The organism is Aromatoleum anaerobium (assembly GCF_012910705.2).
Lineage (GTDB): Bacteria > Pseudomonadota > Gammaproteobacteria > Burkholderiales > Rhodocyclaceae > Aromatoleum > Aromatoleum anaerobium.
On record NZ_WTVG02000040.1, the window covers coordinates 1,235,581 to 1,255,995 of the forward strand.

The 20,415-nt window shown below is 67.8% G+C and carries 20 protein-coding genes and 2 riboswitches; of the genes, 13 read left to right on the forward strand and 7 right to left on the reverse strand.

Translation table 11 applies throughout. The features are described from left to right. The first annotated feature begins 324 nt into the window (after nt 1-324). Both GO606_RS21315 and GO606_RS21320 read left to right on the forward strand, forming a co-directional pair. Entirely contained in the window at nt 325-549 is a 225-nt protein-coding gene (locus tag GO606_RS21315; protein ID WP_169118606.1) for a hypothetical protein, read from the forward strand. A 176-nt stretch (nt 550-725) separates the two neighbouring features. After that, nucleotides 726-2,789: a serine/threonine protein kinase gene (locus tag GO606_RS21320; protein ID WP_169118607.1), complete on the forward strand. Its 2,064-nt coding sequence runs from the start codon at nt 726-728 to the stop codon at nt 2,787-2,789. 55 nt (nt 2,790-2,844) lie between these two features. On the opposite strand, the gene GO606_RS21325 is transcribed toward GO606_RS21320, so the two are convergent. Continuing rightward, nucleotides 2,845-4,005, reverse strand: coding sequence for a formylglycine-generating enzyme family protein (locus GO606_RS21325; protein WP_246979830.1), 1,161 nt, complete (start codon nt 4,003-4,005; stop codon nt 2,845-2,847). Nucleotides 4,006-4,313: 308 nt separating this feature from the next. Between GO606_RS21325 and GO606_RS21330 the strand changes: the two genes are divergently transcribed. The 3 genes from GO606_RS21330 (at nt 4,314) to GO606_RS21340 (ending at nt 6,063) form a co-directional block, all read left to right on the forward strand. After that, nucleotides 4,314-4,742, forward strand: a complete 429-nt coding sequence (locus GO606_RS21330) for a DUF4399 domain-containing protein (protein ID WP_169120907.1) — start codon at nt 4,314-4,316, stop codon at nt 4,740-4,742. 55 nt (nt 4,743-4,797) lie between these two features. Next, entirely contained in the window at nt 4,798-5,235 is a 438-nt protein-coding gene (locus tag GO606_RS21335; RefSeq protein ID WP_211166863.1) for a DUF4399 domain-containing protein, read from the forward strand. 237 nt (nt 5,236-5,472) lie between these two features. Then, on the forward strand, nt 5,473-6,063 hold the full coding sequence (locus tag GO606_RS21340; protein ID WP_169119798.1) for a hemerythrin domain-containing protein: 591 nt from the start codon (nt 5,473-5,475) through the stop codon (nt 6,061-6,063). Between the two features lie 90 nt (nt 6,064-6,153). Here the strand turns inward: GO606_RS21340 and GO606_RS21345 are convergent, their stop codons facing one another. Beyond that, complete coding sequence (locus tag GO606_RS21345; protein ID WP_169119797.1) at nt 6,154-6,699, reverse strand: hypothetical protein; 546 nt, start codon at nt 6,697-6,699, stop codon at nt 6,154-6,156. 11 nt (nt 6,700-6,710) lie between these two features. Next, a complete protein-coding gene (locus GO606_RS21350) occupies nt 6,711-7,880 on the reverse strand; it encodes a zinc-dependent alcohol dehydrogenase (RefSeq protein WP_169119796.1) in 1,170 nt (389 codons plus the stop codon). 209 nt (nt 7,881-8,089) lie between these two features. On the opposite strand from GO606_RS21350, the gene GO606_RS21355 reads away from it, so the two are divergent. After that, complete coding sequence (locus tag GO606_RS21355) at nt 8,090-9,043, forward strand: YihY/virulence factor BrkB family protein (protein WP_169119801.1); 954 nt, start codon at nt 8,090-8,092, stop codon at nt 9,041-9,043. A gap of 21 nt (nt 9,044-9,064) precedes the next feature. Here the strand turns inward: GO606_RS21355 and GO606_RS21360 are convergent, their stop codons facing one another. Both GO606_RS21360 and GO606_RS21365 read right to left on the reverse strand, forming a co-directional pair. Continuing rightward, nucleotides 9,065-10,279 (reverse strand): hypothetical protein, encoded by a 1,215-nt coding sequence (locus GO606_RS21360; protein ID WP_169119795.1) that lies wholly within the window; start codon nt 10,277-10,279, stop codon nt 9,065-9,067. A 177-nt stretch (nt 10,280-10,456) separates the two neighbouring features. Continuing rightward, a complete protein-coding gene (locus GO606_RS21365; protein WP_246979833.1) occupies nt 10,457-11,890 on the reverse strand; it encodes a carbonic anhydrase in 1,434 nt (477 codons plus the stop codon). Nucleotides 11,891-12,058: 168 nt separating this feature from the next. Continuing rightward, nucleotides 12,059-12,233: riboswitch (yybP-ykoY riboswitch) on the forward strand. 5 nt (nt 12,234-12,238) lie between these two features. Here GO606_RS21365 and GO606_RS21370 point away from each other — a divergent pair. The 5 genes from GO606_RS21370 to GO606_RS21390 all read left to right on the forward strand — a co-directional run bounded on the left by GO606_RS21370 (nt 12,239) and on the right by GO606_RS21390 (nt 16,586). Continuing rightward, on the forward strand, nt 12,239-12,817 hold the full coding sequence (locus tag GO606_RS21370; protein ID WP_169119794.1) for a TMEM165/GDT1 family protein: 579 nt from the start codon (nt 12,239-12,241) through the stop codon (nt 12,815-12,817). 87 nt (nt 12,818-12,904) lie between these two features. Then, a riboswitch (TPP riboswitch) is annotated at nt 12,905-13,006 on the forward strand. Between the two features lie 45 nt (nt 13,007-13,051). Then, a complete protein-coding gene (thiD, locus tag GO606_RS21375; RefSeq protein ID WP_169119793.1) occupies nt 13,052-13,897 on the forward strand; it encodes a bifunctional hydroxymethylpyrimidine kinase/phosphomethylpyrimidine kinase in 846 nt (281 codons plus the stop codon). Between the two features lie 52 nt (nt 13,898-13,949). After that, nucleotides 13,950-15,866, forward strand: coding sequence for a phosphomethylpyrimidine synthase ThiC (thiC, locus tag GO606_RS21380; protein ID WP_169119792.1), 1,917 nt, complete (start codon nt 13,950-13,952; stop codon nt 15,864-15,866). A 91-nt stretch (nt 15,867-15,957) separates the two neighbouring features. Continuing rightward, nucleotides 15,958-16,209, forward strand: a complete 252-nt coding sequence (locus GO606_RS21385; RefSeq protein ID WP_169119791.1) for an AbrB/MazE/SpoVT family DNA-binding domain-containing protein — start codon at nt 15,958-15,960, stop codon at nt 16,207-16,209. After that, nucleotides 16,203-16,586: a type II toxin-antitoxin system PemK/MazF family toxin gene (locus GO606_RS21390; RefSeq protein WP_169119790.1), complete on the forward strand. Its 384-nt coding sequence runs from the start codon at nt 16,203-16,205 to the stop codon at nt 16,584-16,586. The genes GO606_RS21385 and GO606_RS21390 overlap by 7 nt, the downstream gene beginning before the upstream one ends. A gap of 132 nt (nt 16,587-16,718) precedes the next feature. Here GO606_RS21390 and GO606_RS21395 read toward each other — a convergent pair whose 3' ends face one another. Continuing rightward, nucleotides 16,719-16,964, reverse strand: coding sequence for a type II toxin-antitoxin system Phd/YefM family antitoxin (locus GO606_RS21395; protein ID WP_169119789.1), 246 nt, complete (start codon nt 16,962-16,964; stop codon nt 16,719-16,721). A gap of 284 nt (nt 16,965-17,248) precedes the next feature. Here GO606_RS21395 and GO606_RS21400 point away from each other — a divergent pair, with 284 nt between their 5' ends. After that, on the forward strand, nt 17,249-17,782 hold the full coding sequence (locus GO606_RS21400) for a DUF2478 domain-containing protein (protein WP_169119788.1): 534 nt from the start codon (nt 17,249-17,251) through the stop codon (nt 17,780-17,782). 92 nt (nt 17,783-17,874) lie between these two features. Beyond that, nucleotides 17,875-18,129 carry a YkgJ family cysteine cluster protein gene (locus GO606_RS21405; protein ID WP_169119799.1) on the forward strand — a complete coding sequence of 85 codons (255 nt, stop codon included), beginning with the start codon at nt 17,875-17,877 and terminating at the stop codon, nt 18,127-18,129. Between the two features lie 90 nt (nt 18,130-18,219). Here the strand turns inward: GO606_RS21405 and GO606_RS21410 are convergent, their stop codons facing one another. Continuing rightward, nucleotides 18,220-20,409 (reverse strand): PhoX family protein, encoded by a 2,190-nt coding sequence (locus GO606_RS21410; RefSeq protein ID WP_169119787.1) that lies wholly within the window; start codon nt 20,407-20,409, stop codon nt 18,220-18,222. Nucleotides 20,410-20,415: the final 6 nt, after the last annotated feature.

A 20,415-nucleotide genomic window follows, 5' to 3' on the forward strand; every position in this document is an offset into this window, starting at 1 on the left:
CCCGCGTGCGCCGGACGATCGCTTAACTTCGACTCGTGATGGAAATAGCGGTTCCGGGCAAGCGGGGCCGCGCCGCGGGGCAGTCCCGCCCGGGTTATCGTCAAAACGCCTGTCCGCCCTGACAGCCGCCACGCACCCCGGCCATCGCGCTGCGGTCCGGTTCTTCGGTCACGGACAGGTCGCTGATCGTCAGGGTTTTCATGGTGGATCTCCTGTGAGGTCTCTGTTACGGGTTGGATTTGCGTCGAGCACTTTTCGCGCGCTCGACAGACCTATCGCAGAGACCGTACCAGCTCACCAGATGCGCTCGGTAAAGCACTACAAATGATTGAAAAATATGATTTTCATTACAGCGCAAGGGAGATCGTCCGCGGCGCTCGCAGGGCGGCGCGCCGAGTAGTGGTTGCTTGCGCCGAACACATTCCCGCAGCTCTGTTCGTCAAGCAGAAACACATGATTCTGGCGCCCGTGTTCTTCGACCGCCGCGCCCACGATCGCAACTCCGCCCACCCACCCGCCAAGCCCGTCCGGATGGGCTATATTTTTTAAGGAAACTTCGATTGACGAATCCCTGCACGGTGACGCCACGATCGTTCTCCCTGTTCGACAATACGCTTCGATGCGCGCCCATCTATCAACCCGCACCATCGCCCCGCTCATCCTCGTCATCCCGACCGGGCGCGAACGTGAGCCCGGAAGACTCCTGACCGACCGAGGGGAAGCAGATGGCTAGTCTTTCGCACGCGATTCACGCTTTCCGCAGCGGCGGTCTGTCTCCCAACGAGTTTTTCGCGCAGGTCGATCGCGTCCTGGCGACGAACGAGCCCGACCAGGCGAAGCTCCTCGAAGTCCTGAGCGAAGAGCACACCAAGCTGCCGCTGCCGCCCGACGTGTACGCCGAGGTGCATCGGCGCATCGAGCACCTCACGGGCACCGGGCACAAGGACGCGAACGACGACCAGACGCGCATGCAGATCGCTCCGGGCGTCCACGCTCCCGGTGTTCCCGGCATTCATTTTCCCGCCGCCGGCACCGCGCCCTCCGAGCCGGACCGCATCAAGGGCGTCGGAGACACGGTCAATGGCCGCTTCCTGCTCGAGGAATGCCTGGGCTTCGGCGGCATGGGCACGGTGTACAAGGCGCTCGACCTGCGCAAGCTCGAAGCTTCCGACCGCAACCCGTATATCGCGATCAAGGTGCTGAACGTCCAGTTCCGCGGCCATCCGAAATCCCTGATCGCGCTGCAGCGCGAGGCGCGCAAAGCCCAGGCGCTCGCCCACCCGAACATCGTCGCGGTGTACGACTTCGACCGGGACGGGTCGATGGTGTATCTGACGATGGAGTACCTGTCCGGCAAGCCGCTGAGCCGGGTGCTGCGCGCGCAGGGTTTCCGCGGCATGCCGTATGCGGAAGCGCTGCCGATCATCACCGGCATGGCCAACGCGCTGGCCTACGCGCACGAGCACGGCTTCGTCCACTGCGACTTCAAGCCGGCGAACGTTTTCCTCACCGACAAGGGTCCCGTCAAGGTCATCGACTTCGGCATCGCGCGGGTCTTCCGCCGCTCGGAGGAGGAGGCCGAAGCGACGGTCTTCGACGCCGGCAGCCTCGGCGGCCTGACTCCGGCGTACGCGAGCCCGGAGATCCTCGAGCACCGCGAACCGGACCCGCGCGACGATATCTACGCGCTCGCCTGCATCACCTACGAGCTGCTGACCGGTGCGCATCCGTTCGGACAACTGCCGGCGACCCAGGCGCGCAACGCCGGGCTGCGTCCGCCGCGACCGAAGAATCTGCCCGCGAAGGCTTGGCGCACCTTGCGCAGCGCGCTGTCGTTCGAGCGGGAAACCCGCACTCCGAGCGTCGCGCAATTCCTCGCCGGGATGAAACCCCAGCGGCGCATCGCGCTGCCCGTCACGGCGGGGATTGCAGCGGTGGTGGCCGCGGCGCTCGTCGCGATCGCGCTCCTCTACGATCGAAAACCCGCGGAGCTCGCGCAGGGCGAAGCACCCTCCCCCGCTGCCGGCGCCCCCCGGGAGGCGCCTCCTCCGGTCGCCGCCGCGCCCGCCGAGCCCTCGGCACCCGAGCCCGCACCGCCCGCCGTGATCCCGCCGCTGTCGGTCGCGTCGGTCGCGCCGGTGCTGGCGAAAGTGCCCTGCTCGGCCCTCGCGGCGTCGAGCAGCGGCAACACGCTGCAAGTGCAGGGCTACCTGCCCGGCACATTCGGGCTCGGACGCTTGCGCGACGCGCTGACCGCGATCCCCGGCGTGACCACGCTGAACACCGATGTGCAGCAGGTCAGCGCCGACAAATGCAGCGTGATCGAAGCATTCGCGCCTTACTGGACGAAGAACCGGCAGGCCGGCGGCAAGACTTCGATCCGCATGCAGGCGGGCGGCACCGCGCTGACGGAGGGCGACTCGCTGATCATCGACGTGACGACTCCCGCATACGAGTCTTATGTCCATGTCGATTATTACGCCCTCGACGGCACCGTCGTCCATCTCGTGCCGAGCCGGCGGGCGAGAGCCAACCGGGCGCCACCGCGTTACAGCGCGACGATCGGCACGGTGGCCGGATGGACGATTTCAAAGCCTTTCGGCACCGAGCTGATCGTGCTGCTGGTCACGCCGGTGCCGCTTTTCGACGGGCTGCGCCCCGAATCGGAATCGCGACCGGATTATCTGCGCGCCGTCGACAAGAGCCTGCGCGAGATCGCCGCGAAGCACGGGCAGGACAAGATCAGCGCGGACTTCGTCCAGATCACGACCCGTGCCCGCGAGCCCTGACCCCTGAAAGCGCCAATGCGCCGGACCGGGGCCACATGCCCGGATCGCCATTTGGCTATTCGATGTCGCGCGCGACGCGGAACCCGTTCTGCGAGTGGCGCACGCTGACACCGTACTTGAAGCGGGTCGACGACAGCATGTAATCGGCCCCTTCGCGCCATGAGCCGCCGCGTATCACGCGCACGCGGCAATCCGGTTCGTCCCACGAACGCCCGTCGGCCGGCGCCCCCTTGTAGGAGTTGTGCCAGCAGTCGCTGACCCATTCCCAGACGCTTCCGTTCATGTCGTGCAGGCCGTACGGATTGGCGCGGAACGAGCCGGCATTCGCCGGGCCGCCCTCACGCCACGGGTCGCCGCATCCCTTGCAGTTCGCGTTGCCGCCGACCATCTGGTTGCCCCACCAGTATCGCGTCGTCGTGCCGCCGCGGAGCGCGTATTCCCACTCCGCCTCGGTCGGCAACCGGTAGGTCTTGCCGGTGACACTGCTCAACCACTTCGCATAAACCCGGGCATCGTCCCAGTGCAGGTCGCGCACCGGGGCGTTCTTCGCTGCGCCCTCCTCCCTCGCCAGTTGCGGACACGCACTGGCGGCGACGCAGGCGTCCCATTGCTCGTTCGTGACCTCATACTTGCCGATCGCGAATGGCCGCGCGATCGAGACACGATGCGCGGGTCTTTCCGACGGATCGTCGGTGTTGCTTCCCATGACGAACTCGCCGCCGGGCAGTCCGACCATCACCGGGCAGGCGGGGCAATCCTTGATCTCGGCCACAGGCGCCGCTGCGGCCGGAGGGTTTCCGGCGCCGGCGCTGCAGGGGCAGGGCGGGGGCAGGGCTGCGCGCGGTCGTTCCGGCGCGGCGGAGCAGCCGGCGCGGGCCGCGCGCGCTCGAGGCGGGCGGTATCGCGCGGGGGCCGGTGGCTCGACCTTTGGCGCCGCCGCGCGCAGCCGCTCGATGCGGGCGCGGGCGAGCGGTGCGAAACGTCCGTTCGGGTACGCCTTCAGGTACGCCTCGTAGTCGCTCGCATGTTCGCTGTCCTTGATCGACTCCCAGAACGTCAGCTCGTACTGCTCCGCGCTGTCCTTGGGGAGGATTCCGGCAAGCAGGGTGGGCGCCGCATGTGTGCTCCACTGCCCCGTGCCGACGCCGGTCGCGCCCTGGGCAAATCCGGATGCGAACGCCCCGAACACCCCGACGATCAGAAGTTCTCGCCACACGTACAGACCCCGCTTGTCCCGTAGTGGAGGTGCAGCTCCCGCAACGCCGCTCCGGGAGCTGGATTCAATACGCTTCGCACGGGAATGCGCCGCACGGAGCAGGACATATTTCCGGCCATCACCGACCGGATTTCCGGCCCCGCACCGGGCCCGGAAGCGGCCATGTCCCGATTCATTATATGTATCTTTCGGCCAACTTCCGTCCTAATCTTAGGTGGCGATCAGGTTGGTCGGAGCGAACGCGACGAGCGTTCGCTCCGCGTTTACCCGACGTTTACCCCGCATGCTTCCTGGGGAGGATGCCCGACATGTCCAGGGAAATCATTCTTGCCTCGATAGCAACAGTCGTCATGACAATCGGGCCCGCGCCTGCCTCCGCGGCGGGAACACCCTCGCCGAAAGATGCCGAGGCCTACATCATCTGGCCGCCGGACGGCGCCGTCATCAGTGGCGGCAAGCTGTGGGTACGCATGGGGCTGCGCAACATGGGCGTGTGCCCGAAAGGCGTCGAACTGCCCAACGTGGGCCATCATCACCTGCTCATCGATACCGAAATCTCCGCCGACGGCCAGATTCCGCTGGACCGGAATCATCTGCATTTCGGCGCCGGCGAAACCGAGGCGCGCCTCGAGCTTCCGCCCGGCAAGCACACGCTGCAGCTGCTGATGGGCGATCACAACCACGAGCCGCACGACCCCCCCGTATATTCGAAGAAGATATCGATCACGGTGCCCTGACCGGGTGACGTCCGGAGTTCCAGTTTGATCTTCCGACAAGACCGGGAGCCGATCCATGCACAAGCTCATGCACAAGCTGTTCATCGCCGCCGCCACCGCGTTCCTGCTGCTCGCCGAGGGCGCCCTCGCCGGCAGCACCGCTGCGCCGCCCAATGCCTATCTTTACATCGGCTGGCCCACCGATGGCCAGGTCCTGCCCGCCGGACGGCCGTTCAAAGTGTGGTTCGGACTGCGCAACATGGGCGTCGCACCGAAGGACGTCAGCTTTCCGAACACGGGCCACCATCACCTGCTGATCGACACCGATCTGCCGTCGCCGGACCAGGAAATCCCCTCCGACCGCAACCACCTGCATTTCGGTGCGGGGGAAACGGAAACGACACTGGAACTGCCTCCGGGCAGGCACACCCTGCAGTTGCTGATGGGCGACGACAAGCACATACCGCACAACCCGCCCGTATATTCGAGGAAGATCACGATCACCGTGCGGTGAGAGCCTCACCCCCGAGCGTGTTACGGGAAGCCGGCGCATGACGCGTCCGTACCGATATCTACAAACCCCTGTAAGACTTACCCCGCGGCGCCGCGCCAGGGCCAGGAGGGAGCACGCTCGCATTCCACCCCCGATCGCACCCGCCCCCTCGCCGCTCACCCCTCCAGCGCCCGCCCAGCGCGGGAACGGCGCTTGCTAGGGTCGACTGCAGTCCTAACTTTTGATGGAGGCCAGTCCATGAACCCGCTGATGCGCAAACTCTCTCCGAGTGCGACGCACATGATCCGCACCGACCACTCGCACGTGCTGTCGGTCTTCCATCAGTACGAGACCGACACCTCGCCGCAGACGAAGAAGGCGCTCGTGAACAGCGCATGCCTGTCGCTCGAGATCCACGCCCAGCTCGAGGAAGAAATCTTTTACCCGGCGATGCGGCAGGCGATGGCCGAAAGCGCGACGGTCGACAAATCCGTCAGCGAGCACGAGGAAATGCGGCGCCTGATCGCGCAACTGCGCGGCATGGAGCCGAGCGACCCGCAATACGACGAGACTTTCATGAGCCTGATGCGCGACGTGCTGCATCACGCGGCCGAGGAAGAGACCATCATGCTGCCGAAGGCGGAACGCCTGCTCGGCAACCGGCTCGCGGAACTCGGCGCGGAGATGATGAAGCGCCGGCTCGAACTGTCCGCCCCGCATGCCGGCGAGATCGCGATGAACGGCGTGCGCACGATGCACACCGGCACGCTGGTAATGACGACGGGGGCGGCGGTAGCGGGCGCGTACCTCCTCAAGAAGGTGTTCGAGCGCGGTCATCATCACGCCTGACCGCCCGCAGCGACGATTTCCCGGCCGCCGCAGCACCACGAGGGCCGCGGGCTTCCAACAGCCGCGGCCTTCGTCGTTCACATCGTGCGTTTACGGACGCAGGGCCACCGGCGGCCACGGCGCAAGCAGCGCCGGCGTCGCCATGTCGGGCGGCATCTCGAAGTCCTTGCGTGCCGCGCCGCGCATTGCCACCGGCGGCAGCGGCAGACCGCGCCGGTCGTGATAGTCGCGCGCCGGAGGCCGCCCCCGCCGCTCGATGCGGTCCAGTGCGTTCGCGCAGCCTGCGTCGAGCGCGGCGACCGCGGCCACCCCGGCAAGCAGCGCCCGCGAGGCGGGCCGGCGGGCATTGCGTGCGTTGCCGAGCGCCGCGAAATCGAACGCGTCGCCGGCGACGCGCACCCACATCCACGGTCCCGGCCGACGTGCGGCCAGGATGCCGATGCCGGTGACGATCTCGCGCACGCCGCACGCGCGGACAAAGCGCTCGCTGCCGCGCATCCCGGTCACGCCGGCCACGAGGCGCGGCATCAGCACCTGCGCGACGCCGAGCCCGATGCTGAACCAGCCGAGGCCGCGGGCGGCGGCACGGGTGCGGCGGTGACGGGTCGCAGTCCTCGTGAAGGCAGTCGCACTCATCGCTCATCTCCTCAGGGCTTCAGGACGACCTTGATGCAGCCGTCCTTCTTGTCGCGAAACGTCTTGTACATTTCCGGCCCGTCCTCGAGCGCGGCAACGTGCGTGACGACGAAGGCCGGGTCGATCTGTCCTTCCTCGATGCGGCGCAGCAGGTCGCTGGTCCAGCGGTTGACATGGGTCTGGCCGGTGCGCAGCGTCAGCCCCTTGTTCATCAGCGCGCCGAACGGCAGCTTGTCGATGAGCCCGCCGTACACGCCCGGCACCGACAGCGTGCCCGCCGGGCGGCACACGTAGATCATCTCGCGCAGCACATGCGGCCGGTCGGTTTCGAGCATGATCGCCTGCTTCGCGCGGTCGTACAGCGAGTCGAGCGACTGCGTTGCGTGGGCTTCCATGCCGACCGCGTCGATGCACTTCTCCGGCCCCTTGCCGCCGGTCAGCTCGTTGAGCCGCTCGACGACGCTCTCGTCCTCGCAGTTGATCGTCGTCGCCCCCCCGGCCTGCGCCATGCCGAGGCGTTCGGGGACGCGGTCGATCGCGATGACCTGCTTCGCGCCGAGCAGCACGGCGCTGCGGACCGCGAACTGCCCCACCGGCCCCGCGCCCCAGATCGCGACCGTGTCGGTCGGCTGGATGTCGCACTGCACCGCTGCCTGCCAGCCGGTCGGCAGGATGTCGCCGAGGAACAGCACCTGGTCGTCGGAAAGTCCGCTCGTGATCTTCACCGGCGCGACGTCGGCGTACGGCACACGCACGTACTCGGCCTGCCCGCCGGCATAACCGCCGGTCAGGTGCGTGTAACCGAAAAGCCCCGCGGTCGAATGTCCGAATGTCTTGTCGGCGAGCGCCTTGTTGCGGTTGCTGCGTTCGCAGACGGAAAAGTTGCCGCGGCAGCACTGTTCGCATTCGCCGCAGCAGATCGTGAATGGCACGACGACGCGGTCACCGACCTTGAGGCGATGGTCCGCCGCCCCGACTTCGACGACTTCGCCCATGAACTCGTGGCCGAGGATGTCGCCGGACTCCATGCCCATCATGAAACCGTCGTAGAGATGAAGGTCCGAACCGCAGATCGCGCAGCTTGTCACCTTCACGATCGCATCGCGCGGATCCTCGATGCGGGGGTCGGGAACGGTGTCGCAGCGAACGTCCTTCTTGCCATGCCAGCAAAGCGCTTTCATCGGGTGGCTCCTTCGATTCCCGGTATATATCTCGGCGACGGCATCGCCCGGCGGCGACCGGCGTCACGCGCGTCCGCAGCAATCGTCATTCCTGTCCCGACCCGCATCGCGGCTGCCGGCACGGGAAAAAAGAGGGTGGAGGACGGTGGAAGCGGGGCCCGGAGCGCAAAATGCTTGGCCGCACGGATTCCCGGCGCGAGGGGCTGTTCATGAGGAAAGTATTCGGCTACTGGTTCGGCGTGCTGCGCAGCACGGTGAATTACTGGCTCGACAGCGACGCGTTCATCCACGCCGCGGCGCTCGCGTTCTTCACCGTGTTCTCGGTTGCGCCGGTCGTCATCATCGTCGTCAGCATCGTCGGCGCGGTGCTCGGCGAGGACGCGGCGCGCGGCCAGATCGCCGCGCAGCTCGAACAGGCGATCGGCCCCGAGGCGGCCGAAGCGGTGCAGACCGCGGTCGCGAGCAGCCGCATCGAAGCCAGCGGCCTGCTGCCGACGCTCGTGGGTATCGGCGCGATGCTGTTCGGCGCGACCACCGTGTTCGCGCAGATGCAGCGCTCACTGAACGCGATCTGGGGGGTGATGGCGAAACCCTCGCGCAGCAGCGTCTTCCTGCTCGTCAAGGCGCGCCTGCTGTCGCTGATGGTGGTGCTGGCGATCGGCTTCGTGCTGCTGGTATCGCTGCTGCTGAGCGTGATCCTGAACTCGATCATCGCCTTCGCGAGCGATTGGCTCCCGGTGCCGGCGCCGTTGCTGGCGGGCGTCGAGACAGTGGTGTCGCTGACGGTCGTCACGCTGCTGTTCGGGACGATCTTCCGCGTGCTGCCGGACGTGATCCTGCGCTGGAAGGACGTCGCGCTCGGCGCCTTCGTCACGGCGGCGCTGTTCACGTTCGGCCGGTCGCTGATCGCGCTCTACCTGGCGAAGACGGCGCCCGCTTCGACTTACGGCGCCGCGGGCTCGCTGGTGCTGTTGTTGTTGTGGGTGAACTATTCGTCGCTGATCCTGCTGTTCGGCGCGGCGTTCACGCGCGCGCATCGGGAATCCCGCGGACTGCCGATCCGGCCGCGCCATTCAGCGGTACTGGTGCATACGGAGGTGGTGGAGGAAAAGGTTTCCGACCTCGAAGGCCGGCCCCCGCCCGCCCCCACGCCGCCCGCGTGACGATGAAACTGCGGGCGGGAGTCACGCCTGGGCAGGTTTCAGCACGACCTCGAAGTCCTGGCCCGGATCGAGCGACAGCACGAGCGCCGCGAAGCGCAGCCGCGCCGCCTCCAGCGACGCCGCGCTCCAGCCCGAACCTTCGGTCATGAACGGGCCTTCCGGGTGGAAATTCCACTGCGTCGGCCCGATGATCGAGTACTCGGCGACGCGTCCGCCGTCGAGCCGCACCGCGTGCAGCACCAGGCCGCCTGCGGTTTCGACCCACGCGAGTCCGGCCCGGTCGCCAAGCGGCGCCGCGTCGAGCAGCGCCGGCATGTCGTCCGCGAGCGGGTGACGCAGGCGGCTCGCGCAATCTGCCAGATCGATGACACGCGCAAACAGCCGCGCCGCGATGCGGTGGCCTTTCGTCAGCAGGATGCGCACCAGCATCGAACCCGCATGGCGCGCGAGCACGCCGGTTTCATGCGCTTGCCCGTGCAGCGACGGCGTGCGACAGAACTGCGGCGAAGGCACGCCTCCGAGCGTCTCGCCCCAGGCCTGCGCCGACAGCGGCGGCAGCAGCGGCACGGCGCCGTGCTCGGAGGTCGAGGTGCCGATTTCGATCAGGTCGGCGAGCGCCTCGCCGATCGTGCCGCCCTGCCGGGCGCGTTCGACGAACTCGCGCAACGCCGTCGGCTCGCGCGTCGCGCGGAAGAAGCCGCCGAGCAGTTCGACCGCGACCAGGTCGAGCAGATCGCCGCCGAGCTCGTAGGCTGCCCGCCCGCCGCCGATCTGCGCGAGCCCGTGGTGCAACACGGCAAACCGCTCCCGGCGCGGCTCGTGGCCAAACAACACCGGCCAGTCGAGCATCAGCCGCGACAGATGCTCCTGCGCGGTTTCCGCTGCGACTGTGCGCTCCTCGTCCCGTGCTTCGCCGCGCGCCGCCCCTTCCGCACCGGCGGCGACGAATGCCGCCATCGCGACGATCGTCTGCGCACGAGGGGCCGCTGCGCACAGCCCGGGGAGCCGCGCCAGCGCCTCCCCGACCGTGCAGCCGGCGAGCTGCCGTGTATCCGGCGTACGCGAATCAAAATCGAGGATGGCCGGCGCCGTGACACGTTGGCCATCCCATTGCGCCTCGAGGCGCAGCGGATCGTGCGGCGCGCGCCGCTCCCGAAGTCGTTGCCCGGTCGCCGCCAAACCCGCCGGGGCAGGGATTCCGACCCTGCGGGCCCCCGCTACCATCCCCTCGAACATGAACCCTCCTTGCCCCGATGTCCGGCATCCGCCCTCCGCCGTCACTGCGATCCGCTCACGAGCGGAGCGGAGGCGGCGGGAGGTCATGATATGCGCCCCCGCGGCCCACGGGAAAACCCGGGTCCGCCATCGAGGGGCAGCGCCCGCGGCGAAGGGGCTGCCCGCCGCAGATCCGCCTCAGCGCGACTCGAGAACCAGGCGGCCGTTGAGCGGCTGGATCGGCCGCCCGTTGCGCGGATAGAGACGCGCAAAGACGCGCACCTGCTCCGCCGATATCTTCACCGGCTCCTTCATGACCGCCCACACGACGCCTTCGGTACAGGGCGGCGTGACCAGCGATCCGACATACAGGTAGTGGGCGGGACTGACCGGCACGAGGCTGGCGAGGTCGATCGGCGACGCCGGCGCGTAGCTGCTGCCGCGCTCCAGCGGCAGGCTGTTCCACAGACTCTGGATCAGCGGATGTCCGCCGGAAGCGCCCTCGAGCAGCACCGCGACGACCGCTATCCGTCCGGCCGCATCGCGATGATGGAAATGCACCGCCATGTCGGAGGCCTGCCCGCCCACCCGCGCCAGCGACGGCCGGTGGAACTCGAGATGCTCGAGTTCATAGCGCTGGCCGCGGATCTCGACCCCCATGCCTTCGCCGACCCGCACCTCGAGCGTGCGCCCCGTGTCGGTGATGCGAAACTGCGTCTCCCGGTAATCGAAGCGCAGCGCCTCGAGATCGACGACGACCCCGCCGCCCAGCTCGATCGGCGACTGGCGCCTGCCTTCGGCACACAGCGACCAGTCCGGCCGCAGCCTGCCCCAGTGCTCCGGGCCCGTCGCACCTTCGTAGCTCCAGGCGGCATCGCTCACGAAGGGAACCCAGGGGGCCGGCGCGGACTTGGGGATCGGCGACCGGGAAGCCTGCGCCGCACGCAACTTGAGCTCGGGTTTCGGCCCGGGTTTCGGCTCGAGTTTCGGCTCGGGTTTCGGCTCGGGTTTCGGCTCGGGCTTCGGTTCTGGCTTCGCCTCCGGCCGCGGTGCAGTCGAAGCGGCGGCAGAAGGCGCCGTTCGGGGCGACGCCTTCGGTGGCGGCACCGGGGGCGCCTGGGTCGCAACCGCCGGGAGCCTGACCGGCGGGCCGATCGCGGAATCATCGATGACTGCCGCTGCCGAGGCGACGGCGTCGTGTGCAGCTTTTTGCAGGTCGCTCGCCGACGCGGGCCGGCAGACCTCCTGCCACAAGCGCTCATCGACGCTGTTGCGCGCCGCGGATATCGGCCGCTGGTCGAGCACAGCTTCTTCGCGCAGCACGAACTGGCGCGCATCGAGATAGACGCGCTTGACCGTATGGAACCTGCGGTTGTGGCAATCGAAGCGGTTCAGCGCCTTCACCACGGCATATCCTTCCAACGCGGCCCGTTCCGGCGACAGCACGATCCGTCCCCACGCGACCTTGCTGCCGGCATCCGACGCCATGACGCTGGAGCGGTCGATCTCCACCTGGCGCTCGCGGTCCCTGATGACAACCTCCCAGGGCTCGGCGAGCGCCGCGGGGCTGACGAATGCCAGCGCGACGACCAGGCAGCAGTGCAGGAGGGGCGGCGAGGATTTCATCGTCATGAAGGAGTTCCGGGAGATGTTACGGTCTTCGGCCGGGATCGGGATATCTTTAGCGACAACCGGCTGCGATTCGTGAAGGGGTGAAGGGGCCGGGCAGCCGGCGCCGATCCATTCCGGATTGCGCTTTGAATGTCTGTCTTCCAATCAACGTATCACACCGGTAGAATGCGCGCCGTCATCAGGGAGTAGCCGCCCGCGCGGATTCGCGGGGACCACGTCAACAGACTTGCCCGTCGGGCATGGCGTGGCCAGCCTTCGGGCCTGGCGAGACTTTTGGCTGCATGCCCTCCGATTTTTCGGGCCGGGGAGGCGTGCAGTCATCGGTCATCAGCCGGCCCGGAGAACCTGATGAATCTTCCTGCCGAAGCCTTCCTGATGTCCTCGGGCATCGTCGCGCTCGCCGAAATCGGCGACAAGACCCAGCTGCTCGCCTTCATGCTCGCGGCCCGCTTCCGTCGCCCGTGGCCGATCGTCGCCGGCATCCTGATCGCGACCGTCGCGAACCATGCGTTCGCCGGCGCCGTCGGCACGTGGGTCACGACACTGCTCGGCCCGGACCTGCTGCGCGGGGTGCTCGGCGCGTCCTTCCTCGCCATGGCGGCGTGGATTCTGGTTCCGGACAAGCTCGACGACGAGGATCTCGCGACGCCGAAGTTCGGCGTGCTCGCGACGACGATCGTCGCGTTCTTCCTCGCCGAGATGGGCGACAAGACGCAGATCGCGACGGTCGCGCTCGCTGCGCAGTACGGCGCCTTCGCTGCGGTCGTCGCCGGCACGACGTTCGGCATGATGGTCGCGAACGTGCCGGCCGTCGTCGCCGGCGACCGCATCGCGAACCGGTTGCCGATCCGCCTGATCCACGGCATCGCGGCGGCATTGTTCGCGCTGCTCGGCGTCGCCGCGCTGGCCGGCTTCGGCGGCGGGTGATCGCATCGGGGGTTCATGAGGAAATGAACGGTTTCGATCGAGACGCTAAAAATCCTTGCCGAAGCCCCCTCCCGTCCGGTAACGTTCGCAGCTCGTTGGGGGTGCCCGTGCGGTTTTCGCACGCGCTGAGAAAAACCCTTTGAACCTGATCCGGATCGCACCGGCGTAGGGAAACGCTTTCATGCAGACCTGTTCACCACCGCTCCAGCCATTCTCCCGCACGGGACTCCCCGCATGACGCGCCCGCCTCCGAACGTCGTGTCGATCGCCGGCGTCGACCCGAGCGGCGGCGCCGGCGTGTTCGCCGACATCAAGACTTTCTCCGCGCTCGGCGCCTACGGCTGCGGCATCGTGGCCGCGCTGACCGCGCAGAACACGCAGGCCGTCACCGGCGTGCATACGCCACCGGTCGCGTTCCTGCGCCTGCAGATCGACACGCTGTTCGCCGACGTCAAGCTCGCCGCAGTCAAGCTCGGCATGCTCGGCACCGCCGAGGTGGTCGCGACCGTCGCCGACCGGCTCGCCCGTTTCGACGCGCCGTTCGTCGTCTGCGACCCGGTGATGGTGGCGAAAAGCGGCGATCACCTGCTCGCGAAGAACGCCGTCGCGATGTTGATCGAGGCGCTGCTGCCGCAGAGCTTCATGATCACGCCGAACCTCCCGGAAGCGGGCGTGCTGCTCGAACAGCGCGCGCCCGAGTCGGTCAAGGAGATGTACCGCGCCGCCGAGCGGCTGCGCGACATGCTGCCGCTGTCCTCCGAGCGCTGGGTGCTGCTCAAGGGCGGCCACCTGCCCGGCAACGAAGTCGTCGACCTGCTGTTCGACGGCGACCGGATGATCGAGCTGCCGTCGCCGCGCCTCGACACGAAGAACACGCACGGCACCGGCTGCACGCTGTCGTCGGCGATTGCCGCGCTGCTGCCGCAGCATGCCGGAAGCCTGCGTCCGGTCGAAGCCGCGGTGCGCGACGCGCGCAACTATCTGCTGCGCGCGATCGCGTCCGCCGGCGCCCTCGCCGTTGGCCAGGGTCACGGCCCGGTCCACCATTTCCACGCCGTGTGGCCGCGCCAGCACGCATAACGACACGCCGCACCATAGAGCGGCCCGACTATCCCCCAGATACGGAGACACCATGAACGCCAGCGAAAAATTCATCGCCGCGAAAGCCCATGTCGACGAAGCCGCGGTCGCGCCGCTGCCGAACTCGCGCAAGATCCACGTCGAGGGCTCGCGCCCGGACATCCGCGTGCCGATGCGCGAAATCTCACAGGCCGACACGCCCGCGTCGATGGGCGCCGAGCCGAACCCGCCGATCTTCGTCTACGACTGTTCCGGCCCCTACACCGATCCCGCCGCGAAAATCGACATCCGGTCCGGCTTGCCGGCGCTGCGCCAGCAGTGGATCGAGGAGCGCGGCGACACTGAAGTGCTCGCCGACCTGTCGTCCGAGTTCGGCCGCAGCCGCGCCGCCGACCAGGCCCTCGACGAGCTGCGCTTCCCCGGCCTGCACCGCAAGCCGCGCCGCGCGAAAGCCGGCGCGAACGTCAGCCAGATGCACTACGCGCGCCGCGGTCTCATCACGCCCGAGATGGAATACGTTGCGATCCGCGAGAACATGAACCGCCGCGCCTACGTCGAAGCGCTGCGCGCTGCGGGGCCGACCGGCGAGAAGATGGCGAAGCTCCTGACCCGCCAGCATCCGGGCCAGTCGTTCGGCGCGTCGATCCCCGAGGAAATCACGCCCGAGTTCGTGCGTTCCGAAGTCGCGCGCGGTCGCGCGATCATCCCGAACAACATCAACCACCCGGAAAGCGAGCCGATGATCATCGGCCGCAACTTCCTCGTGAAGATCAACGCCAACATCGGCAACTCCGCGCTCGGCTCGTCGATCAGCGAGGAAGTCGACAAGATGACGTGGGCGATCCGCTGGGGCGGCGACACGGTGATGGATCTGTCAACCGGCAAGAACATCCACGAGACGCGCGAGTGGATCATCCGCAACAGCCCGGTGCCGATCGGCACGGTGCCGATCTATCAGGCGCTCGAAAAAGTCGATGGCAAGGCCGAGGAGCTGACCTGGGAAATCTTCCGCGACACGCTGGTCGAGCAGGCCGAACAGGGCGTCGACTACTTCACGATCCATGCCGGCGTGCTGCTGCGCTACGTGCCGATGACCGCGAACCGCATGACGGGCATCGTCTCGCGCGGCGGCTCGATCATGGCCAAGTGGTGTCTCGCGCACCACAAGGAAAGTTTCCTCTACACGCACTTCGAGGACATCTGCGACATCATGAAGGCCTACGACGTCGCCTTCTCGCTCGGCGACGGCCTGCGACCGGGGTCGATTTTTGATGCGAACGACGACGCGCAGTTGGGCGAACTGAAGACGCTCGGCGAACTGACCGACATCGCGTGGAAGCACGACGTGCAGACGATCATCGAAGGTCCGGGGCACGTGCCGATGCATCTCATCAAGGAGAACATGGATCTCCAGCTCGAGCACTGCAAGGAGGCGCCGTTCTACACGCTCGGGCCGCTCACCACCGACATCGCGCCGGGCTACGACCACATCACGAGCGGCATCGGCGCCGCGCAGATCGGCTGGTACGGCACGGCGATGCTCTGTTACGTGACGCCGAAGGAGCACTTGGGCCTGCCGAACAAGCAGGACGTCAAGGAAGGGATCATCACGTACAAGCTCGCCGCCCACGCCGCGGACCTCGCGAAAGGTCACCCCGGCGCGCAGATTCGCGACAACGCGCTCTCCAAGGCGCGCTTCGAGTTCCGCTGGGAAGACCAGTTCAACCTCGGCCTCGACCCGGACAAGGCGAAGGAATTCCACGACGAGACGCTGCCGAAGGATTCCGCGAAGGTCGCGCACTTCTGCTCGATGTGCGGCCCGCACTTCTGCTCGATGAAGATCACGCAGGACGTGCGCGACTTCGCCGCGCAGGAAGGCATCAAGGAAGACGAGGCGCTCGCGAAAGGGATGGAAGTTAAGGCCGTCGAGTTCGTCAAGAGCGGGGCCGAGGTGTATCGGCAGGTGTAGGCCCTCATGGCGGTGACCGCGGCCCGGGCATTTCTTGCCGCGGCCGCGGCCGATGTTTATACTTCGTATAAACATCATGAGGCCACCTGACATGCCCGAAGCCATCCTCGTCATCAAGCACTGGGGCAACAGCCTCGGCGTCCGTTTGCCGGCGGCAGTGGCCCGCGAAGCGCACCTCAATGCCGATCAGCCGGTGCGAATCACGGTCGAGGAAGGGCGGGTGGTGATTACGCCGCTGCCGGAAGACGTACTGACTCTCGAACAACGTCTGGCGCGCTTCGATCCCGGGCGCCACGGCGGCGAAGCGATGGTGAGCGGGAATGTCGGAGCCGAGCGTTGGTAGCGGCCCGCGGCAAGGCTGCGTGGGCTCCCGAGCGGCAGGACATCATCTGGATCGACTGCAATCCGCAAGCCGGACGCGAAATGCGCGACCGGCATCCCTTTCTTGTGCTGTCGCCACGCGCGTTCAATGAGCGCACCTCGCTGGTCGTAGGTCTGCCGATGACCACCGCCGCGTACAACGCCGACAATCCCTTTGCTATTGCCGTCGGGGAAGCGGGCGGAAGCCGAGCGGGCAAGACGAGCTACGTCCTCTGCCACCAACCCAAATCCTTCGACTGGCGCGTCCGCGAAGGGGCACCACACCCGATGAAACGACTGCCGGACGAGTTGTTCGCCAAGGCGTGCGCGGTATTGAATCAGATCGTTCGTCTTGCCTGAGATCACTCGCGGGAAAGCGCAGCGCTTGCCGCCCGCCGGCTCGGCGCAGTGGATCGCGACGGGCCTGTAAAAATCAGATGACGCGGATGGTGCTGCCGTAGCGCGCGAGCTTGGTGTCGACGGTGAGCAGGATCAGCGGCTGCCGTCCTGCAGGCAGGAAAACAGCTCATCGACCGGCGCATCGAAATCGTCCGCCATCTGCCAGTCGAGCCCCTTCATGCTGCCGGGCGGGGCAATTCGGCGGCGTGGCGGATGGTAAGCGGCCAGCCTGGCCACCGGCTGGCCGGCACGCGCGATGACCACCTCCTCGCCACGCTCGACGATTTCGAGCAGGCGGGACAGGTGGGTCTTGGCTTCATGGATGTTGACGACGTGCATGAGAACCTCAGGCTCTGTTGAGCCAAATGAGTGAGCTAAGGTTTAGTCTAGCTCCTTCAGGATGCATTCATGAGCTCGAACACGGCGCTGCGCCGGTTTGGCAGCCCTTCATCGTGGCAGGCATCCTGGATTCTGGGAGGCTACGCCCCTCGCTCCAGTGAGGCTGAATTGCTTATGCCGGGGAAGAATTCCTTGCAATCACCCACAGAAAATCCCGCCATCCCTTCATCGCTGCCGCAGCGGATGAGACAATCGCACCCTCATCCCGCCAGCCCGAGTCCGCCATGTCCTCCGATGCCCTGCCGATCGCCGCGATCCTCTACACGCCCGCCGACCACATCGAGCCGGTGCTGATCGAAGCCGCGCGGCGGCTGGCGCAGCAGGGGGTGCGGCTCGGAGGCGTGCTGCAGCACGACATCCCGACGACGACCGACGATCCGTGCGGCATGGAACTCGAAGACCTGTCGGGCGGCGAGCGGTTTCCGCTGTCGCAGGATCTGGGCAGCGGTTCGGAAGCGTGCCGGCTCGATCCGGACGCGCTTGCGCACGCGGCGATGGCGGTGCGCTGCGCGCTCGAACGCGGCGCGTCGGTGGTGTTCATCAACAAGTTCGGCGCGCAGGAGGCCTGCGGGTCGGGGCTGCGCACCGAGATGGCGATGGCGGTCGCCTCCGGCGTGCCGGTCGTGACCGCGGTCGGCGAGCGCTTCCTTGCGGAATGGCAACACTTCACCGGCGGCGGCTCGACGCTGCTGCCGCCCGACGTCGGGGCGATCCTCGAATGGTGGGACACCGTGCGCGTCGCGGCGCGGCCGGCGTGACACTGCGCGTGCCGGACTCCCGCGGCGCCACGCTCGTCCCGCAGGTTTCGCCTCCGGCTGCGGCGACAACCGGCGGCAGCACTTCGAGCGCGATGCAATGCCGGGCCGGCTGCGGCGCTTGCTGCATCGCGCCGTCGATCTCGTCGCCGATCCCCGGAATGCCGAACGGCAAGGCGGCGGGGGTCCGGTGTGTCCAGCTCAGCGCGACGAACCTCTGCGCGATATTCGGCGAACCGGAGCGGCCGGCCTGCTGCTCCGGCCTGAAGCCCGCCGACGAGATGTGCGGCGCCTCCCGCATCGATGCGTTGCTGTGGCTGGCGAAGCTGGAAGCGGCGACGAAGCCGTAGCGTGCCGCCCGGCGCCGCGCGCCTTTCCGAAAAAAACGCGGCTTGCGCCGCGCGCCTTCCCGGCCCCTTCGAGGGGAGCCGGCCTTCCCGTCAGATGCCGATCTCGCCGCCGTCCTCGCGCGTGATCACGATCGTCGCCGAGCGCGGCCGGGCGCTGTGGCCGTCCGGCCAGTGGCTGCCGAAGCGGGCCGTCGCGTAATCGGGCTGCGTGGCCTCGCCCGGGTGCTGGATGTTGATGAACAGCGCCCGCCCGTCCGGTGTCTCGGCGAGCCCGGTGATCTCGCACTCCTTCGGCCCGACGAGGAAGCGCCGCAGGTTCTCCTCGCCGAGCGGCGCGCCGACATAGGTGTTGACCGCCCTGCTCGAGACGCCGTCGCTGCTGACGATGGTGCGCGGCCCGCCGTCGCCGACACTTCCCGGGACCGCGGCGAGCAGCATGCAGTTCGTGACGTCCGTGTAGGCGCCGTCGTCGGTCTCGATCCACAGCACGCCGGTCGCCGGGCTGAACCACAGGCCGTCGGGGCTCGAAAAGTCGTTCGCATCGGTGAGGCCGGAGATGTTCACGTCGCTTGCGTCCGCGGTCGCGCGCGCGCCGAACAGGAACACGTCCCACGTGAAGCGCGTCGCGCCCGCTTCGCCGCCGGCCTCGGCGAAGCGAATGATGTGGCCGTTGGGATTGCCGAGTTGGTTCTGGCCGGTCGTCTTGCGGTCGTTGTAGAAACGCGGATTCGCGGCGTCGAGCTCGGCGAGCGGGCGGGCCGACGCGTTCGTGTTCGTCAGCGCGACGTACACTTCGCCATTCCTCGGATTGACCGCGGCCCACTCGGGCCGGTCCATCCTTGTCGCGCCGGCGGCGTCCGCGGCGAGCCGCGCGTGGACGACGACGTCGGCCTGGTCGGCGAACGAATACGCGGCATTCCCCGCCGTGACGTTGCCGACGCCAAAGCGCAGCTCGATCCACTCGCCGGTGCCGTCGACGTCGAAGCGCGCGACGTAGAGCCGGCCGTCGTCGAGGTACTTGTCGCCTGCGGCAAGCCCGCCATCCGCGTCCGCGGGGTTCCACGGCTGGTTCGACACGTACTTGTAGATGTACTCGTCGCGCGAATCGCAGCCCATGTACCACACGAGCGGCGCGCCGGCCCGCACCGGCCCGAGCCACGCCCCCTCGTGCGCGAAGCGGCCGAGCGCGGTGCGCTTCTTCGGTGTCGACGCGGGGGCGAACGGGTCGATCTCGACGACCCAGCCGTAGGTGTTCGCGGCGTTGCGATAGTCGTCGCTGCCGTCGTCGGACGTGCCGAGCTTCATCGCGTTCCAGCGCCCGTAGAGATCGTCGGGCGTGTCCGGCGTCACCGTCGCCCACCGCTCGCGGCCGTTGCCGCGCACGCCGTAGCGCGCGAACGCGGCGAGCTCCTTCGCGCTGCGGCGCGGGTCGTCGACCGCCGCGACGCGGCGGAAGTAGCCTGCCCAGTTCTCCTCGCACGTCAGGTATGTGCCCCACGGCGTATGTCCGCTCGCGCAGTTGTTGACCGTGCCGCGCGTTCGGCTGCCGTCCGGCGCGTATTTCGTGACCATGTAGCGCGTCTTCGCCGCCGGCCCGGCCAGCTCCATGCCGGTCAGCGTGTGGATGCGGCGGTTGAAGCGCGAGTTCCGCTCGTAGCGCCATTCCCCGCCCGCGTTGACCGTCTCGACGATGGCGACGCCGTGGGCGTAGAACTCGCGCAGCACCTCGCCGGCGTCGGTGCGCACGCCGTTGGTGACGGTCTGGCCGCGCGGGTGCAGGTACTCCGGCGTGATCGCTTCGTGGTTCATGCACAGCAGCCCGCGCCGCGACTCGTTCTTGTGGTGCCGGCCGTTTGCGCCGAGCCCGAAGTAATGCATGCCGTCGTGGTGGTCGCCGGCGCGCAGCGCGAAGCTCTCGGGGTCGTCCCCGCCGTTGTTCAGGTATTCGCCGACGCTCGGCGCGATCGGGTCGCCGAGGCGAAACAGGACACTGTAACGGTAGCCGTCCGGCAGGACGACGGCATCATCGAGGCTTTTTGCGACCGGCGCGAAGCCGAGCCGCGCGGCGCGGCGGACGGGAGCGGCAGTACCCGGGACGGCCGGCGCAGCGAAAGCGTTCGGCAGACCGGCGCCGGCCAGCGTCAGCACCGCGGCGCCGAGCGTGCCGCCGAGCAGTTGGCGGCGCGACAGCCGCGCGTGCAGCACGGCGTCGAAGCGCGTGTTCCCGGAGGTGTTCGTCGATTCGTCGTCGTGGGACGGGGGCAAGCGGGGATCGGTCATCGGGGA

Excerpts from the sequence above, each read along its gene's own strand:
- GO606_RS21315 (WP_169118606.1), top strand. The coding sequence starts at position 325 with ATGATTGAAAAATATGATTTTCATTACAGCGCAAGGGAGATCGTCCGC.
- GO606_RS21320 (WP_169118607.1), top strand. The coding sequence starts at position 726 with ATGGCTAGTCTTTCGCACGCGATTCACGCTTTCCGCAGCGGCGGTCTG.
- GO606_RS21330 (WP_169120907.1), top strand. The coding sequence starts at position 4,314 with ATGTCCAGGGAAATCATTCTTGCCTCGATAGCAACAGTCGTCATGACA.
- GO606_RS21335 (WP_211166863.1), top strand. The coding sequence starts at position 4,798 with ATGCACAAGCTCATGCACAAGCTGTTCATCGCCGCCGCCACCGCGTTC.
- GO606_RS21340 (WP_169119798.1), top strand. The coding sequence starts at position 5,473 with ATGAACCCGCTGATGCGCAAACTCTCTCCGAGTGCGACGCACATGATC.
- GO606_RS21345 (WP_169119797.1), bottom strand. The coding sequence starts at position 6,699 with ATGAGTGCGACTGCCTTCACGAGGACTGCGACCCGTCACCGCCGCACC.
- GO606_RS21350 (WP_169119796.1), bottom strand. The coding sequence starts at position 7,880 with ATGAAAGCGCTTTGCTGGCATGGCAAGAAGGACGTTCGCTGCGACACC.
- GO606_RS21355 (WP_169119801.1), top strand. The coding sequence starts at position 8,090 with ATGAGGAAAGTATTCGGCTACTGGTTCGGCGTGCTGCGCAGCACGGTG.
- GO606_RS21360 (WP_169119795.1), bottom strand. The coding sequence starts at position 10,279 with ATGTTCGAGGGGATGGTAGCGGGGGCCCGCAGGGTCGGAATCCCTGCC.
- GO606_RS21365 (WP_246979833.1), bottom strand. The coding sequence starts at position 11,890 with ATGACGATGAAATCCTCGCCGCCCCTCCTGCACTGCTGCCTGGTCGTC.
- GO606_RS21370 (WP_169119794.1), top strand. The coding sequence starts at position 12,239 with ATGAATCTTCCTGCCGAAGCCTTCCTGATGTCCTCGGGCATCGTCGCG.
- thiD (WP_169119793.1), top strand. The coding sequence starts at position 13,052 with ATGACGCGCCCGCCTCCGAACGTCGTGTCGATCGCCGGCGTCGACCCG.
- thiC (WP_169119792.1), top strand. The coding sequence starts at position 13,950 with ATGAACGCCAGCGAAAAATTCATCGCCGCGAAAGCCCATGTCGACGAA.
- GO606_RS21385 (WP_169119791.1), top strand. The coding sequence starts at position 15,958 with ATGCCCGAAGCCATCCTCGTCATCAAGCACTGGGGCAACAGCCTCGGC.
- GO606_RS21395 (WP_169119789.1), bottom strand. The coding sequence starts at position 16,964 with ATGCACGTCGTCAACATCCATGAAGCCAAGACCCACCTGTCCCGCCTG.
- GO606_RS21400 (WP_169119788.1), top strand. The coding sequence starts at position 17,249 with ATGTCCTCCGATGCCCTGCCGATCGCCGCGATCCTCTACACGCCCGCC.
- GO606_RS21405 (WP_169119799.1), top strand. The coding sequence starts at position 17,875 with ATGCAATGCCGGGCCGGCTGCGGCGCTTGCTGCATCGCGCCGTCGATC.
- GO606_RS21410 (WP_169119787.1), bottom strand. The coding sequence starts at position 20,409 with ATGACCGATCCCCGCTTGCCCCCGTCCCACGACGACGAATCGACGAAC.